The sequence below is a fragment of the Embleya sp. AB8 genome, from assembly GCF_049739465.1.
GTDB lineage: Bacteria > Actinomycetota > Actinomycetes > Streptomycetales > Streptomycetaceae > Embleya.
Map to the genome: position 1 here is coordinate 74209 of NZ_JBMHHY010000036.1, position 15085 is coordinate 89293.

Annotated in this window: 9 protein-coding genes; 4 read left to right on the forward strand and 5 right to left on the reverse strand. The window is 71.6% G+C overall.

Features of this window, described 5'->3' with window-relative positions; all coding sequences use genetic code 11:
* The first annotated feature begins 174 nt into the window (after window positions 1–174).
* A complete protein-coding gene (locus tag ABIA38_RS39185) occupies window positions 175–1140 on the forward strand; it encodes an ROK family protein (protein WP_424643734.1) in 966 nt (321 codons plus the stop codon).
* A complete protein-coding gene (gene nagA, locus ABIA38_RS39190; protein WP_424643735.1) occupies window positions 1137–2294 on the forward strand; it encodes an N-acetylglucosamine-6-phosphate deacetylase in 1158 nt (385 codons plus the stop codon). The genes ABIA38_RS39185 and nagA overlap by 4 nt, the downstream gene beginning before the upstream one ends.
* Before the next feature lie 214 nt (window positions 2295–2508).
* Here the strand turns inward: nagA and ABIA38_RS39195 are convergent, their stop codons facing one another.
* Window positions 2509–3612 (reverse strand): ADP-ribosylglycohydrolase family protein, encoded by a 1104-nt coding sequence (locus tag ABIA38_RS39195; protein WP_424643736.1) that lies wholly within the window; start codon window positions 3610–3612, stop codon window positions 2509–2511.
* A gap of 490 nt (window positions 3613–4102) precedes the next feature.
* Here ABIA38_RS39195 and ABIA38_RS39200 point away from each other — a divergent pair, with 490 nt between their 5' ends.
* On the forward strand, window positions 4103–6175 hold the full coding sequence (locus ABIA38_RS39200) for an arabinofuranosyltransferase (protein ID WP_424643737.1): 2073 nt from the start codon (window positions 4103–4105) through the stop codon (window positions 6173–6175).
* Window positions 6176–6256: 81 nt separating this feature from the next.
* Here the strand turns inward: ABIA38_RS39200 and ABIA38_RS39205 are convergent, their stop codons facing one another.
* The gene (locus ABIA38_RS39205) at window positions 6257–8851 is read right to left on the reverse strand and encodes a bifunctional FO biosynthesis protein CofGH (protein WP_424643738.1); all 2595 of its coding nucleotides are present in this window, start codon (window positions 8849–8851) and stop codon (window positions 6257–6259) included.
* A gap of 376 nt (window positions 8852–9227) precedes the next feature.
* On the opposite strand from ABIA38_RS39205, the gene ABIA38_RS39210 reads away from it, so the two are divergent.
* Complete coding sequence (locus tag ABIA38_RS39210) at window positions 9228–11012, forward strand: endo-1,4-beta-xylanase (RefSeq protein ID WP_424643739.1); 1785 nt, start codon at window positions 9228–9230, stop codon at window positions 11010–11012.
* 459 nt (window positions 11013–11471) lie between these two features.
* Here ABIA38_RS39210 and ABIA38_RS39215 read toward each other — a convergent pair whose 3' ends face one another.
* The 3 genes from ABIA38_RS39215 to ABIA38_RS39225 all read right to left on the reverse strand — a co-directional run bounded on the left by ABIA38_RS39215 (window position 11472) and on the right by ABIA38_RS39225 (window position 15071).
* Complete coding sequence (locus tag ABIA38_RS39215) at window positions 11472–12026, reverse strand: Uma2 family endonuclease (protein ID WP_424643740.1); 555 nt, start codon at window positions 12024–12026, stop codon at window positions 11472–11474.
* A gap of 342 nt (window positions 12027–12368) precedes the next feature.
* The gene (locus tag ABIA38_RS39220) at window positions 12369–14144 is read right to left on the reverse strand and encodes an N-acyl-D-amino-acid deacylase family protein (RefSeq protein ID WP_424643769.1); all 1776 of its coding nucleotides are present in this window, start codon (window positions 14142–14144) and stop codon (window positions 12369–12371) included.
* 138 nt (window positions 14145–14282) lie between these two features.
* Window positions 14283–15071, reverse strand: coding sequence for an SDR family NAD(P)-dependent oxidoreductase (locus ABIA38_RS39225; protein ID WP_424643741.1), 789 nt, complete (start codon window positions 15069–15071; stop codon window positions 14283–14285).
* Window positions 15072–15085 lie beyond the last annotated feature (14 nt).

Genomic DNA, 15085 nt, shown 5'->3' on the forward strand with positions numbered 1-15085 from the left:
TCGCGGGCGACGCACACGTGTCGTGCGCCGGGGTTTCCGTAAGGCTGTGCTCACTCAACGATGCTGTTGCATGTTCATGTTTTCAACTGCTATCCAGTGAGCACAAACGCGCATTCTCGGATCCACCCGCCCTCGGGCGCACAATCTGCCCCACCTACCAGACGCGAGACGCCGATGCCGCACGTGAACCTCCCGCCGTCCGACCTGTCCGGCGCGGACTGCGTCGTCGCTCTCGATGTCGGCGGCACCGACATCAAGGGCGGCGTCGTCGACGAGGGCGGCAACCTGGTGTACACCGAGCGCCGGCCCACCGGTCGGACGCACGGTCCGAACGCCGTGGTCACCGGCATCGTCGACTTCGCCGCCGAGCTGCGCGAGCGGGCCGTCGAACTGGGCGGGGTGCCGCGCGCGGCGGGGGTGGTGGTGCCGGGGATCGTGGACGATCCGGCGGGGGTCGCGGTGTGGTCGGCCAGCATCCAGTGGCGCGAGGTGCCGCTGCGCTCGCTGGTCGCCGACCGGCTCGGGCTGCCGGCGGCTTTGAGCCACGACGTGCGTACCGGCGCGCTGGCCGAGGGCCGGCTCGGCGCGGGGCGCGACTGTGACAACTTCCTGTTCGTGGCGATCGGCACCGGGGTGGCCTCGGTGCTGGTGCTGAACGGGCGCCCCTACCCGGGGGCACACGGGCAGGCGGGCGAGATCGGCCACATCACCGTGCGGCCGGGCGGCGGCAAGTGTACGTGCGGGGCGGTCGGTTGCCTGGAGGCGCACTTCTCCGGACCGGCCATCGCGCATGCGTTCGCCGAGGCCGCGCCGGGCGACGACCCGCCGCTGAGCGCGGCCCAGGTGGTCGCCCGGGTGGCGGCCGGCGACCGGGTCGCGGCGGCCGTGTGGGGGCAGGGCGTGTCCGCGTTCGCCGACGCGCTGTTGACCGGACTGGCGCTGTACGACCCGAAGTTGCTGGTGATCGGCGGCGGGCTCTCGCTCGCCGGGGAACAACTGTTCAACCCCTTGCGGACGTTGCTCGCCGAGCGCGCCGTGGTCCAACACGTACCGCCGCTGGTGACCGCGGCGCTCGGGGACGAGGCCGGCTGTCGCGGCGCCGGTCTGATCGCGTGGGACACCTTGGAGGTGCGCGGGTGACGGTGCTCGACAATGCGCGGGTGGTGCTGCCCTCCGGGGTGGTCGAGCGCGCTTCGGTGCACGTGGTCGGTGATCGGATCGCCTTCGCGGGCGCGGGCCGCGCGGCCGGCGCGGCGGGCGAGGCGGGCGAGGCGGTGCTCGATCTCGCGGGCGCCCTGATCGTGCCCGGGTTCGTGGACATGCACGTGCACGGCGGCGGGGGTGGTTCGTACACGTCGGGGGACGCCGAAGAGGCGCTGCGGGTGGCCGAATTCCATCGCTCGCACGGCACCACGACCACGGTCGCCAGCCTGGTCACCGCCGCGCCGGCGGAGCTGCTGCGGATCGTCGCCACGCTCGCCCCGCTCGTGCACGACGGCCGGTTGGCCGGGCTGCATCTGGAGGGCCCGTATCTGAGCGCGGCCCGCTGCGGCGCGCACGATCCGACCCAGTTGCGCGCGCCGGACCGGGACGAGGTCACCGCACTGCTCAAGGCGGCCGACGGGGCGATCCGGATGGTCACCCTGGCACCCGAACTGCCGGGCGGCCTCGACCTGGTGCGCCGACTGGCCGACGAGGGGGTGATCGCCGCCGTCGGGCACACGGACGGCACCCATCGACAGACCCGGGCGGCCCTGGACGCGGGGGCGAGGGTGGCCACCCACCTGTTCAACGCGATGCGCAGCGTGCATCACCGCGAGCCGGGACCGGTCACCGCGCTGCTCCAGGACAGCGACGCGGTGGTCGAGTTGATCAACGACGGCGTGCATCTGCATCCGAGTGTGGTGAATCTGGCGTACGCGAGCGCGGGTCCGGATCGGGTCGCGTTCATCACCGACGCGATGGGCGCGGCGGGCATGCCGGACGGCGTGTACCCGCTGGGCGTGATGAACGTGGATGTGGTGGACGGGGTGGCCCGGTTGGCCGACGGCGACTCGATCGCGGGCAGCACGCTGACCCTGGACCGGGCACTGCGCAACGGCGTCGCGGGCGGCCTGCCGATCACCGACGTGGTCCGCTCGCTGTCCGCCACGCCCGCGCGGGCATTGGGCGTCGCCGACCGGGTCGGCACCCTGGAGGCGGGCAAACAGGCCGACCTGGTGGTCCTCGACGACGACCTGAACGTACGCGCGGTGATGGCCGCGGGCGCGTGGGTGGACGACCGGCGCCCCTGAGCCCGGGTCGTGGCCGTACACCTCGCCGGATCGGATCGGGTCGCGGCGAGCGCGGCGCGAGCCCGGCTAGGGTTCGCCGTCCCGCCCTCGGGCCCCGGCGGGCCGAGGGAACAGCCGCGCGGTGGCCCCGGCCGCCGCGACCGGGGCGCCCACCCGGGCGGCGCTCGACGCCCGCCCCGGACGCCCGTCGCCCCGAACTCCTGGCGACTCGGCCTCAGTTCGGGGGGTAGCGCTTGGTCCACGAGGTGTCCGTGGCCTCCGGGCCGTGCAGGGTGGCGCCCTGGGTCATCTCCATCGCGAAGTCGTCGGCCAGCTCCAGGATCGCGCCCCGGCCCTCCAACTCGGCGACCAGGTCGGCGGGCAGCACGGTGTCGCCGTGCATCGCGCCGAGCAGGTTGCCGCAGATCGACCCGGTCGAGTCGCTGTCCCCGCCGTGGTTGACCGCGAGCAGCAGCCCGGTCCGCATGTCCGGTGCCACCAGCGCGCAGTACAGCCCGATCGACAGCGCCTCCTCGGCGGTCCAGCCCTGCCCGAGCGCCTCGACCCGCTCCGCCGACGGCGCCCCGGACCGGACCGCGGCCAGCGCCGCCTCGATCGCGCGGACCGTCTCGGCGTGCTCGGGCCGCGACTTCACCAGGTCCAGCGCGACCCGTACCCCCTCCTCCAGCGGAGCGCCCTGCATCACCGCGTGCACGATCACCGCGAGCGCGCCCGCCGACAGATAGCCGGTGGGGTGACCGTGGGTCAGCACCGCGCATTCCACCGCGAGCTGGAAGACCAGCTCGGGTCGCCAGCCGACCAGCAGGCCGAACGGCGCCGAGCGCATCACCGCCCCGCAGCCCTTGGACTCGGGATTCTTGGGCCGCTCCAGCGTGCCCATCACGCTCTCGTCCTCCAGGCCGCGCAGACACGCCGAGCCGGGTGCGCGCGAGCTGTACAACCACTCCTCGCGGACCAGCCAGCCCTCGTCCTTGCGCTCGTCCGGCCCCCACTCGCTCTGCGTGGCCTTCCAGCGCAGATACGCGCCGTGCAGGTCGGTCGGCGGATGCCAGGCCCCGGTGTCGCGCCGGACGTGCGCGCGAATCAGGCCCTCCACCGTGAACAACGTCATCTGCGTGTCGTCGGTGATCGCGCCGTGCCGGTGATACGCCGTCACATATCCCACCACGCCCTCGGCGCCATGCTGTTCGCGGATCTCCGCGAGACTGAGGAACTCGATACCCGCGCCGAGCGCGTCACCGATCGCGCCACCGACCAGACACCCCCGGACCCGGGCCCGAAAGTCTTGCAACCGGTCTCTCGACCACAGTGCGGCCATGTGTGTACTCCCTCCCCCGACCCCCCACCGCAGCGTACCGGCGGCGGGTCGTCAAGGGGTCGTACACACGTCCGAGAGCGCGTGGTCCGAGTCGCCGGGTCGCACGCCGACCGCCCGGCGCGGGGCGAGCGGGCCGACCGACGGGTGGCGGCAGTGGCGCGGCCCGGTCCGGGTGCCCGGTGGGCCCTCGGACACGTGCCGGCGATCGTGACCTTCGCCGTCACCGCCGGCTCGGGCCCGCCCGACGCGCACCGGGGACCGGCCACCGGTTCGGCCGGCCCGACCGGGCAGGACGGATCCGCTCCTGCCGGGATGATCGCGTCGCGGGATAGGCTGCCGTCCCGAGGTGCAGGGACCTCGACGAACGCGGCGGCCGTACCCCGGTCCGATCGATCTCGACACCCGGCTTGCCTCGATGCTCGAGTCACCCGATCCGGACGTCGCGCCATGACACCCGGATCCCATCGAACGGAACCGCTTGGTGGACGTTATGTCGGATTCTTCCGCGCCCGACGCGGCACATTCTCCCGCGTCCGCAGCCGAATCCACCCCGCCCCCGGCCGGTCGCTCCGATCGCCGGGCGCGGGCGATCATCGGTGAACTGTGCTGCGCGGCGGCCGTGGCGATCGCGACGAGTCTGACCATCCAGTACCTGGTCACCCATGCCGGGCTGCCCAGGCCCAGGATCATGATCGCTCCCGACAAGTCGGAGACGCTCTCCAAGTCCCTGATCCCGTTGGAGTTCGCCAGCCTCGGGGCCGCCGTACTGCTGGGACTGGTCGCGTTCCTGGTGGTGCGCCGCGGCAGCCGGGACTTCCTGCGCACCGTGCTGTCCTGGGTCCTGGTCACCGCGCTGCCCACGCTCGTACTCGCACTGCCGCTGTACGCGACGAAGTGGTACTACGGCGGTCTCGCGGGGGACAACTCGTTCCGCACCCAGTACCTGACCCGGACGACCGATTCTCCTCGGCTGTCCGACATGAACTACCAGGACACCCCGCCGTTGTATCCCACCGGCTGGTTCTGGCTCGGCGGGCGCTTCGCGAACCTCTTCGGTCTGGCCGGCTGGGAAGCCTACAAGCCGTTCACGATCCTGACCGCGGGCGTCACGGTCGCCCTGGCGTTCACGTTGTGGAGCGCGATCGTGTCGCGCCCGATGGCCCTGGCACTGAGCACCACGACCACGCTGGTGGGCCTGTCCGGCGTGTCGCCCGCGGTCAACGAGGGGTACGCGTGGGTGGTCACCGCGCTGGCCCCGCCGGTCGTCGTCGCCATCGCACACGTCCTGGCCCGAGGCGGCCGGGACCCCCGCGTGGATCGTCGGCCGAAGAATCTCGGCGTGCTCCTCGGGATCGGCGTCTTTCTCGGTATCTCCGCCCTGTTCTACACCCTGATCACCGGCTTCCTCGCGCTGGTGATCGTCGGGTCGGCCGCCGTGGGGCTGTTCGTCGCGCGAAACCGCGAGGTGCGGATCCCCAACCAGCGCGGCGCCCCTCCGTCCGGCTTCTCCCTCGGGACGGTACTCGGCCGGTTGCTCCCGATCGTGGGGGCCGCGGCGGTGCTCATCCTCCCGGTGTGGCTGCCGTACCTGCTCAAGTCACTCGAACTGGGCATGCCCAAGAACGCGGCGCAGCACTACCTCTTTCCCGAGGGCGCCACGTTCGCCACACCGATGCTGGAGTTCACCCCCATCGGCGCGCTGTGTCTGATCGGTCTGGTCTGGCTGCTGTGGGCGGTCGGGTCGGGCGACATCATCGCGCGGGGGCTCACCATCGGCATCGTCGGTTGTTACGTGTGGTCGGTCCTGTCGTTCTCGGCGGGCATCGCCGACACCACACTGCTGACCTTCCGGATGACCCCGATCCTCGAACTGTGCCTCGCGGGCGCCGGGGTGTTCGGCCTCGCCGCCCTGCTGGAGGCGATTCGCAGCCGGGTGGGCCGGCCCAGGATCGCGCGCACCGCGCTCGCCGTGGTCACCGTGCTCGCGGTGGTCTCCGGCGTGACGGTGGCCCAGGGGTTCGCCCGCTCCGACCACGGCACGTTGGACCAGGCTCTCGGTGAGCCCTACCCGAACGGCGACGAGCCCCGGATCCGGGACGAACCGCCGACCGGTGCCACTCTCCAGTCCCTGGAGTTGGACGGGATGTTGGTCAAGGCCATCTCCGAGGGCACCCGGCACAAGGCACCGAACAAGACGATCGTGCTCACGGACAACTACCGGTTGCTCGCGATCAAGCCCTACTGGGGATTCCTGGCCTACATCCCGCAGTACTCGAACCCGCTGGGCCGATTGGCCGCGCGCCAGAAGGAGATCGCCCGCTGGGCCGCCGCCGACTCCGCGCAGGACCTGGTCAAGCGGATGAAGGCCAGTCCGTGGCGGGCCCCGGACGCGATGTTGTTGCGCCCGGAGGCGGACGGATACCACGCGCGGATGGTCGTCGACTCGTTCCCGATGTCGCCCGAGAACCAGCAGCGCGACGTGGTGTTCCGCAAGCAGCTTTTCGACCCGGCGGTATTCACGCTGAAGAACGTGGGTCCGTACACGGTGGTGACGCTGCGCTGACCCCGCGCGCGGCCCGAACGAGCGCGCCCGCCGATCCCTTCCCGGGGGTCGGCGGGCGCGCTCGTGGTCTCGGTCGGGTGCTCAGCCCAGGATCGGCAACATGATCCGGGACACCTCTTCGTCGTGCCGGCGGGCCACCTCCTGGCGTTCCGGGTCGACTTCGCCGTAGGTGGTGGTGCGTTGGCGGGCGCGGCGGCCGAGGGAGTGGGCCATCGCCTCGAGTTCGGCGATCGACTTCTTGGAGCCGTGGTCGGCGCCGGCCATCCGGGAGATGGTCTCCTCCATGAGTGTGCCGCCCATGTCGTTGGCGCCGCCCTCGAGCATCAGGTTGGTGCCCTCGACGCCGAGTTTGACCCAGCTGGTCTGGATGTTGTCGATCTTGCCGTGCAGCAGGATCCGGGCCATCGCGTGCACCGCGCGGTTGTCCCGCAGGGTCGGGCCCGGGCGGGCGATGCCGGCCAGGTAGACCGGCGCGTTGGTGTGTACGAACGGCAGCGTGACGAACTCGGTGAAGCCGCCGGTCTCGTCCTGGATCCGGCCCAGCAGGCGCAGGTGGCCGAGCCAGTGCGAGGGCGTGTCCACGTGGCCGTACATCATCGTCGACGAGCTGCGGATGCCCAGCTCGTGTGCGGTCTTGACGACCTCGACCCAGGTCGCGGCGGGCAGTTTGCCCTTGGTCAGGATCCAGCGCACGTCGTCGTCGAGGATCTCGGCGGCGGTGCCGGGGATGGTGTCCAGGCCCGCCTCCTTGGCCGCGGTCAGCCAGTCCCGGATGGACATCCCGGTCCGGGTCGCGCCGTTGACCACCTCCATCGGCGAGAAGGCGTGCACGTGCATGTCCGGGACCCGCTTCTTGACCTCGCGCGCGATGTCGAAGTAGGCGGTGCCGGGCAGGTCCGGGTGGATGCCGCCCTGCATGCACACCTCGGTCGCGCCGACCGCCCACGCCTGTTCGGCCCGCTCGCCGACCTGGTCCAGGGACAGCGTGTAGGCGTCGGCGTCGGTGCGTCGCTGGGCGAACGCGCAGAACCGGCAGCCGGTGTAGCAGACGTTGGTGAAGTTGATGTTTCGGTTGACGATGTAGGTGATCTCGTCGCCGTTGACCTCGCGGCGCAAGTCGTCGGCGATCCGGGCGAGTTCGTCCATCGCGACGCCGTCGCAGTGGAACAGCGCGAGTGCCTGGTCGTCGGTCAGCCGGGTCGGGTCGGCGGCGGCTTGGGCGAGCGCGGCCCGAACCTCCGAGTCGAGCCGGACCACCGACCCGGTCGCGGCATCGGCGACCTGCTCGCGCAGCGACTCCCAGTCGCCGTACACGTTTTCGAAGTCGTCGCGGCGATCGGTGGTACGCCCGGTGGTGTCGATCGTCACATGCAGGTCGGTACGCCCGGACGCGGCGGCGAAGATGTCCTCCGGCTCCTGCCAGGGCAGCCCCTCCGGGCACCTGCCCTCGATCGCCAGGCCGGTGTCCGGGTCGGACAACGCGCGGACGTGCGGCAACACCCGGGGGTCCAGCCACGGCTCGCCGCGCAGGATCACCTCGGGGTAGACGTTGAGCCGCTCGCGCAGCGTGAAGCCCGCCTCGGCGGTCCGCTCGGCCAGGAACTCGATCTGCGGCCAGGCCAGTTCCGGGTTGACATGGTCGGGGGTGAGGGGCGAGACGCCGCCCCAGTCGTCGATGCCGGCCGCGATCATCAGCGCGTACTCGTCGCCGATCAGGTTCGGCGGGGCCTGGATCCGGATCTTCGGGCCCAGCACGATCCGGGTGACCGCGATCGCCGCGGCCAGCTCGGTCAGGTCGGCGTCCGGCGTCGAGCGCATCGCGGTGTCCGGCTTGGCGCGGAAGTTCTGGAGGATGACCTCCTGGATCGAGCCGTACTGCCGGGCCACCTTGCGCATCGCGAAGATCGACTCGGCCCGCTCGGTCATGTTCTCCCCGATGCCGATCAGCAGCCCGGTGGTGAACGGCACGTTCGACCGCCCGGCGTCCTCCAACACCCGCAGCCGCACGGCCGGTTCCTTGTCCGGCGAGCCGTAGTGCGGACCGCCCGGCTCGGACCACAGCCGGGTCGCGGTGGTCTCCAGCATCATCCCCATCGACGCGCTGACCGGCTTGAGTCGCTGGAAGTCGGTCCAGGAGAGCACCCCGGGGTTGAGGTGCGGCAGCAGGCCGGTCTCCTCCAACACCCGGATGGACATCGCCCGCACGTAGGAGAGCGTGTCGTCGTAGCCGTGCGCGTCCAGCCACTCGCGCGCCTCGGGCCAGCGGTCCTCGGGCCGGTCGCCGAGCGTGAACAGCGCCTCCTTGCAGCCGAGTGCGGCACCCTCGCGGGCGATCTTCAGCACCTCGTCGGGGCTGAGGAACATCCCGTGGCCCTCACGCCGGAGCTTGCCGGGGACGGTGACGAACGTGCAGTAGTTGCACCGGTCCCGGCACAGCCTGGTCAGCGGGATGAACACTTTTCGGCTGTAGGTGATCAGGCCGGTACGACCGACCGCTTCGAGGCCGGCATCGCGGACCCGTGCGGCGGAGCGGCTGAGGTCGGCGAGATCCGCGTCGCGCGCGTGCAGGAGCACGGCCGCTTCCGAGACGTCGAGCATGACCCCGTCTCGGGCTCGGCGCAGCGCACGCCGCATCGAACTCTCGGTGGGACGTCCCTCGTCGGGGGTCGGGGTCATGCGACACCTCGCTGTCGTCGCTATAGCTCGGGCGATACCGGCGGGCCGACCGCACCTCGCGCCTCGACCCACCGACGAACGGGAGCCGACACACGACGCCACCCCCCGAACAGACCAAGGGTAGGCGGCCCCGATCGAGGCCATTGCGACTCGTGTCGCACGTCACGTGCGTGTCGCGCGCACGTCACGGGCTCGGCGCGGCCCCGGGTCGGGCCGGCTGCGCGCCGGGCCGGGCCGGCGCCGTTCGTCAACCAAAGGACCATCGCGCGATTCGGTCGCGGGGGCGATGGCCGGCCGTACGGCGGCGCCTAACGTGGTGGTCGACCGCCGGTCCGGCGGTCTTCGAACACCACTCGCCATCACCCCAGGAGGGGCAATGCGTCCTGCCCGCCGATCAATCGGCAAGCATCGGATCGGCGCACTCGTGGTCGCCACGATGGTGGCCATCGCGTTGTCGGCGTCCGGCTGCGAGTCGGGGACGGACGGGGACGACGCGGCTCCGCCGCCCACCATCGGGGCGCCGTCGGCGCCCGGGTCCGGTTCGGCGCCCGGCGGGGCGCGCGACGACACCAACCTCCTGGCCGGGCGGGACTGGGGCCACTTCGCGGGCGCGAGTGTGGCCGGCGAGGTGGTGCGCATCCGGCCGCTCGGGCGGGCGATCGTCAAGCAGGACGGTTCCGGCGGTCAGGCCAACCCGCCGGTCAATCTGCGCGGCCCACACCTGGAGGTGGCCGGGGACTTCGAGGTCGCCGCGACCCTGCGCGATACGGCGGCGGCGCCCGCCTACCTCCAGCTCTACGGCGAGGTTCCGGTCGTCTACGACGAATGGCGCCAGGAGCGGCGCAGTGTGCGGCTCGGCGTGGTCGGCGGGCGCCTCGAAGTCGCGCTGTGGGACGGCCGGAAGGCCGAGCCGGTGCGCACCGAGACCATGGGGGCGAAGCTGCCCGCCGAGGTCGCGCTGAGCATGCGGCGCGGCGGCGGCAGGCTGGAGTTCCGGGCCGGCGAGGCGGTGCTCGGCAGTGTCGCGGACCACGACGTGTTCGGCGCGGGCCGCATCTGGTTCGGCGCGGACGCCGGGGTCGGCGGGCCCGGTTGGGAGTTGGCCGCGCTGCGGGTCCGGGCGCTGCCCGGCGGACGGGCCACGATCGTCGACGCGCCGGCCCTGGGCCTGCCGCACACGGCGCCCGACGCGCTGCGCACCGTCGCGGCGGGGCGCAAGCGGCCGGTCGACCCGGGGGTGGCGGTGGCCGCCGGGCCGTTGTACACCGACCAGGACTACCGCACCCTGATCGCCGGCCAGTTCTCCATGCTGACCCCCGAGAACGACATGAAGCCGCAGTTCGTGCACCCGCGCCCCGACGTCTACGACTTCGCCGACGCCGACTCGATGATCGACTTCGCGCGGGCCAACGAGATGAAGGTGCACGGCCACACTTTGGTCTTCGGCGAGGCGCTGCCGCGCTGGATGCGCGAGGTGTCGAGGGGCGAGCGCGAGCGGGTGATGACCGAGCACATCGCCACCGTCGCGGGCCACTTCCGCGGCCGGGTGGCCGAATGGGACGTGGTCAACGAGCCGTTGTCGATCGAGGACGCGGACTACGCGGCGGGCAAGCCGGGCCTGCGGCAGCACATCTGGCAGGAGGGTATGGGCGAGCAGTACCTCGACAAGGCGTTCCGCGCCGCCCGCGCCGCCGATCCGGACGCGGCGCTGTTCCTCAACGAGTTCGGCATCGAGGAGAACGGGCCGCGCTGGGACGCGCTGCTCGCGCTGGTCAAGCGGCTCAAGGCGCGCGGTGTACCGATCGACGGGGTCGGCTTCCAGACCCACATCCACGATCGCGGCGACCACCTCGACCAGGCCGTCTTCGGCGCACACCTCAAGGCGTTGGCCGACCTGGGGATCCGCTCGCGGGTGTCCGAGATCGACGTGCACGGCGAGGATCGCGAGGCGCAGGCCGAACAGTTCGCGGTGGCGATGCGCACGTGCGCGGCGGCGCCGACGTGCGGGTCGTTCGGCACGTGGGGCGCCACCGACCACTACGGCTCGACGGCGGAACACGACAGCTACCCGCTGTCCGTCGGCGACGAGCTGATGTGGGACACGAAGCAGGAGCCGAAACCGGCCGTGGAGGCGGTCCGGGCGGCACTGCGCTCCGACTGAGGACACGGGCCGGGGATGCCGCGCGGCGGCGCGCGCCCGCACGGGGCGCGAAGCGAGCGCCGATGCCGGCCGTCGGGACGATCCGGCTGACCGGGCGGGCCGGTGCCGAGTGGCGGCCGGCGCTCGGGTGGGACGGGGAGCAGACGCCGCCGGTCGTCGCGGCGGGCCGGCCGCTGAGCCCGTCCGGGCGACGCGTCCTCGTACGGGTGATCCGTCCGGAAAACCCGGTGGATCGCCCGGGCTGCCGACCAGCATCCGGATATGGCACCGGCAGGAGGCGCAGATGACCGACACCTCACCCGAGACGGGCACCGACGCACCGAGCGAGGCGGCGGCGCACTGCAAGAGAGCGCACGACGCCGACGTCACCAAGCTTTGGTCGAGATGCGGCGGTCCGCCGCCGAGGGTGGGATCGATCTGGAGTTCCTGAGCGACAAGCGGAACTACCGTGACTGACGCCTACGAAACGACGAGGTCGGCTGGGTCGAGGGTGACCGGGAAGGGGTCCTCGATCTTGGCGGTGGTGCCGGCCGCGAGCCGTCGGGTCAGTTGATACTCCGCATCGGCGTCGAGCGCGTACGTGAACAGCACCGGCAGCCGATCGATCCCGAGCCCGCGAAACCGCGCCGTCTCCAGACGCCAGAAGTGCGGGATGCCGGCGGCGGCGTACTTGGCGGGCTTGAGGGTGCGGTCGGTGGTGGTCGTCGAGGGCGAGACGATTTCGACGACGAGATGCACGAGCGCAGGGTCGGGCATTTTGGCGCCATCAGCGAACGCGGCCCGATCGACGACGAGCACATCCGGGATCAGACCGGTTCGGTCCCCCAGGGGAATCCCGGATGCGGTTACCGCGATGAGCTCCGGCGGCGGCGCAGCACGCAGGAGTGCCCTGAGCTCGTCGCCGGCGAACTGATGATGCATGGATGGCGCCGGACTCACCAGCACGCTCCCATCGACGAGTTCGTACCGGTTGCCGTCCGGCGCGTCCTCGTTGAGAGCGATCCACTCGTCCACAGTCCAGGGCTGGACGTGCGACTGCGCGGGGAGAGCCGCCATTTGTAGCACCGCCTTCGTGTCGCCCCGACCTGCCCCGATTGTGACACTCTCCACGACCACCGGCACGGTCCTTGTCTGGTTCGAATGGACCAACGAGCGAGTCGCCACAAGGTCACCCGGATGGCACAACACCGGAAGGATCATCAGCTGGACCGTGTCCGACGTCGGGCCGGCCCGAAAGGAGCCTGTGATGCCCGCCGCCGAGCCCGAGTACGGCCCACCCGTCATGCCCGCCCCGAGCGCAGCAATGAAGCGGCGACGCACCGGAGGACCCCCGTGCGCCGCCGCGTTCGTGGTGGGTCAGATCGTTACCGTCACCGTGTCCTTGCCGGAGCGCAGCAGGGTGCCGTTGGCGGCGCCGGTGGTCTCGCCGTCGCGGACCGTTTCCACGCCGTTGACCCGCACGCTGACCACGCCCGTCGACTCGCTGGTCAGGCGCGGGCTGTCGCCGGGCAGGTCGTGCATCAGCCGGGCCGGTCCCGAGCCGACCGTGGCCGGGTCGAACAGGACCAGGTCGGCGTGGAAACCCTCGGCGATCCGGCCGCGGTCGACCAGGCCGAAGAGTTCGGCGGGCTCGGTGGTGAGCATCTGTACCGCGCGCTCCAGCGACACCAGCTTGCGCCCGCGCAACATGTCGCCCAGGAAGCGGGTCGTGTAGGTGGCCCCGCACATCCGGTCCAGGTGCGCCCCGGCGTCCGAACCGCCCAGGATCACATGCTCGTTGTCCCACACCTGTTGCCGCAGGTCCCACGACGCCTGGTCGTTGTCGGTGGGCATCGGCCACAACACCGTACGCAGGTCGTCGTTGATGCAGATCTCGACGAGCGTCCAGAAGTCGTCCTGGCCGCGTTCCTTGGCGATGTCCGCGACCACCCGGCCGCTCAGGCCCTCGTTCGCCGCGGAGTACGTGTCGCCGATCACGTAGCGGCCGAAGTCGGCGAGCCGGCGGAAGACGCCCGCCTCGGGGCTGTCCGCGTTGCGCAACATCTCCGCCCGTACCTCGGCGTCGCGCAGCTTGGCGATCCGCTCGGGCACCGGCAGGGACAGGATCGGCCCCCAGCCCGGAATCAGGTTGAGCGCGCAGTAGGTCAGGAACGACATGTTCATCGGGACCAGGACCGGCATGGTCAGGATGACGATCCGCCCGCCCGCCTCCTTGGCCCGCTCCGACGCGTGGATCTGCCGGGGCGCGCGGTCGGGGGCCGCGGCGTCGACGGTGAGTACGTTCCAGTTCATCGGCCGACCGGCGGTGGTGGTCATCTCGACCAGGAGGTCGATCTCCTCATCCGAGAACTTGTCCAGACAGCCGGCCACGATCACCTCCAGCTGGGTGCCCTCGTGTCGGCCGACCTCCGCGCACAACGCCAGGATCTCGGCCGGCGTCGCGGCCCGGGACGGCACCGGGTTGCCGTCGCCGTCGGTGTGGTTGGACTGGCCGGTGGAGAAGCCGAGCGCGCCGGCCTCCATCGCCTTGCCCAGTTCGACCACCATCGCCGCGACCTGCTCGGGCGTGGCCTCCTTGCCGACCGAGTCGGCGCCCATCACATAGCGGCGGATCGCGCAGTGCCCGGCCATGAAGCCGGCGTTCACCGCGATCCGGCCCTCCAGCTTGTCCAGGTACTGGGCGAACGTCTCCCAGCTCCAGTCCACGCCGTTCTCCAGGGCCGGCAGCGCCATGCCCTCGACCTTGGCCATCATCCGCCGGGTGTAGTCGGCGTCCTCGGCCCTGAGCGGGGCGAGCGTGAAGCCGCAGTTGCCGCCGATGATCGTGGTCACGCCGTGGTTGACCGAGGGCGTGGCGTAGGGGTCCCAGTGCAGTTGGGCGTCGTAGTGCGTGTGCGGGTCGACGAACCCGGGAGCCAGTACCAGCCCCTCGGCGTTCTCGGTGCTCGCGGCCTCTTCGGTTATGCCGCCGGCGGGGGTGACCGCGACGATCCGCCCGTCCCTGATCCCCACGTCACCCACGAAGGACGGCGCGCCCGTCCCGTCGACGACGGTTGCTCCGGTGATGACGTGGTCCAGCATGGCGAAGCTCCTTCTGCCCTCGGTGTTGCCAACGCACGCGGCCGGCCACAGACCGTCCCCGCGGCTCCACGAACCTGATGGTACGTCAGATACCCCCGCCTGCCAGGGGTCCGCGGGCGATGAGACGGGGCTCACCCGAGTCATGCCGCAGCGGCATATCTCGACGACGATTCGGGACCGGATCAGGATTCAGAACAGCTTGACGCCCGCCATCCAGCCGCCGTCGACGACTATGTGGGTGCCGGTCGTGTACGAACTGTCCGGCCCGGTCAGATAGAGCGCGGTGCCGGCGATCTCGTCCGGTTCGCCGATTCGGGCCAGCGGGATGCTCGCGAAGACCTCGCTCACCGGGTCCGGGTCGCCCGGAAGCGGCGGCGGGGTGGGCAGGCCGTCGGTGTCCCCCGGGCTGGTCATCGGGGTCCGGACGCCGCCCGGGCAGATCGCGTTGACCCGGATCCGCGGGCCGGCTTCCAGTGCGGCCACCCTGGTCATCGCGAGGACGGCGCCTTTGGTCGAGGCGTACGCGACCAGCCCCGCCATGCCGGCCAGGCCCGCGTAGGAGGCGATGTTGACGATCGTGCCGGGGGTGCCCGCCGCGCGGAGCGCGGGCAGGGCCGTCTTCATGCCCAGGAACGTGCCGAGTTGGTTGACCTCGACGATGCGCAGGTATGCCGCCCGGGACATCTCCTCGATCGGGTCGAAGGCCAGGATCCCGGCGTTGTTGACCAGTCCGTCCAGCTTGCCGAACGTGTCCACGGCGACGCCGACCGCGCGCCGCCAGTCGTCCTCGTCCGACACGTCCAGGTGGACGTAGCGCGCCGCGTCGCCGATCTCCCGTGCCGCCGCCTCGCCCGCCTCGTCGAGGATGTCGGCGAGTACGACCCGCGCGCCCTCGGCGGCGAACAGGCGGGCCTCGGCCACCCCCTGCCCGCGTGCCGCGCCGGTGATCAAAACCACCCGGCCGTCCAGCTTGCCCATGCGAAGTTCCTTCC

What these genes read in the sequence shown, in the direction of transcription:
- ABIA38_RS39185 (WP_424643734.1), top strand. Translation starts at nt 175, where the DNA reads ATGCCGCACGTGAACCTCCCGCCGTCCGACCTGTCCGGCGCGGACTGC.
- ABIA38_RS39195 (WP_424643736.1), bottom strand. Translation starts at nt 3,612, where the DNA reads ATGGCCGCACTGTGGTCGAGAGACCGGTTGCAAGACTTTCGGGCCCGG.
- ABIA38_RS39200 (WP_424643737.1), top strand. Translation starts at nt 4,103, where the DNA reads ATGTCGGATTCTTCCGCGCCCGACGCGGCACATTCTCCCGCGTCCGCA.
- ABIA38_RS39205 (WP_424643738.1), bottom strand. Translation starts at nt 8,851, where the DNA reads ATGACCCCGACCCCCGACGAGGGACGTCCCACCGAGAGTTCGATGCGG.
- ABIA38_RS39210 (WP_424643739.1), top strand. Translation starts at nt 9,228, where the DNA reads ATGCGTCCTGCCCGCCGATCAATCGGCAAGCATCGGATCGGCGCACTC.
- ABIA38_RS39225 (WP_424643741.1), bottom strand. Translation starts at nt 15,071, where the DNA reads ATGGGCAAGCTGGACGGCCGGGTGGTTTTGATCACCGGCGCGGCACGC.